Source organism: Paraburkholderia podalyriae, assembly GCF_014397785.1.
GTDB classification, from domain to species: domain Bacteria; phylum Pseudomonadota; class Gammaproteobacteria; order Burkholderiales; family Burkholderiaceae; genus Paraburkholderia; species Paraburkholderia podalyriae.
In genome coordinates this window covers 1-1088 of sequence record NZ_VZQQ01000239.1, presented here as the reverse complement: position 1 = coordinate 1088, position 1088 = coordinate 1, and the positions used below count along the sequence as shown (strand labels likewise).

Below are 1088 nucleotides of genomic sequence, written 5' to 3'. Positions count from 1 at the left end.
AGCCGCGACGGAAAAATCAATGAGAACCTTGCTCGGGCAGAGCGGCAGTCACCGACTTGAGCTATAGCGAACACAGCCCCGCCCGGCTTGGGGCATCGGACAGCAGTAGCGGTGAGGTATCATTGTGCGCATCACTTACCACAGGACGCGAAATCTGATGTCTGTAGATTCCAGCTGGTTGGGCCAAATTGAACGTGAGTGGGCACAACTTCGCCAGAGCGACCCGGCACTCGACATAGAAAAGTTCTTCCGGCACGTTGTGTCAGCGAACAAGGTTGGATTTCTTTCACTTGAATCAATCGCGGCCATTGCGAATGGCTTGCTCACAAGCCCGTTGCCGGGCGCACCGTATCTCGGCCGGCGCCTTCTTGAACGGGTTGGCCCTGACCGGCACCCGTCGCTCCGGGTCGCCCTTGCACTGTCTCTTGTCACGGAGACAGGTGGGCCTGCCGATTTCGAGGGCGGACACGTCATTCTGGGCGATGTCCTGAAGGACGATATGGCGAGTGACCCGCTTCGCGGCATGGCGGCAGCGGCTCTTGCGGACAGCGCGAGGCTTGGTCGTGGCATGGACACCGACCTTGAGATGGCCAAGGACATGTATGCCACGGCCTTGGAGCTTGGACACCGGTCGGCCGCGTATAACTTGGGCTTGTATTGGGAGGGACGCTGGGGTACGAGTGCTCCCGGCGACGTCGTCCCCGACAGCACAAAGGCGGCACAGGCCTACAAGCGTGGTGGTTCGAACGCAAAATGCGCCGCCCGCCTGGACGCATTGCGGACCCGTTCGAGGTAAACCACGCCAATCGCGCGTGCCGACGCAAAAAAAGCGAGCTCTGTGTGCTCGCTTACACGGTCGATTAAGCAGCCGCAGCTTCCGGCGCAGCCGCGACATTCGTCGTCGTGCCCACCTTTTTGGCGCCAACCAGTTTCTTCGCCGGTGCCTTCTTCGCTACCGCCGCCTTTGTCGCGGGTTTCTTCGCGACGACTTTCGGCTTGCTCGCAGCGCCAGAATCTGCAACTCCGCTAACGCTAGCAATCAGAAACTTTGCCCGGTCTTTCGCACCGGCTAGCCACGCCGGAGCCGG

General features: G+C 60.8%; 1 protein-coding gene and 1 pseudogene. One reads left to right on the top strand and one right to left on the bottom strand.

The annotated features are described in order from the left end of the window. Positions 1-157: 157 nt before the first annotated feature. Positions 158-796, top strand: coding sequence for an SEL1-like repeat protein (locus tag F6X42_RS42795; RefSeq protein WP_187639755.1), 639 nt, complete (start codon positions 158-160; stop codon positions 794-796). Between the two features lie 64 nt (positions 797-860). On the opposite strand, the pseudogene F6X42_RS43670 reads toward F6X42_RS42795, so the two are convergent. Further along, positions 861-1088 (bottom strand): annotated as a pseudogene (locus F6X42_RS43670) (H-NS family nucleoid-associated regulatory protein); the annotation flags it as partial.

Excerpts from the sequence above, each read along its gene's own strand:
- F6X42_RS42795 (WP_187639755.1), top strand. The coding sequence starts at position 158 with ATGTCTGTAGATTCCAGCTGGTTGGGCCAAATTGAACGTGAGTGGGCA.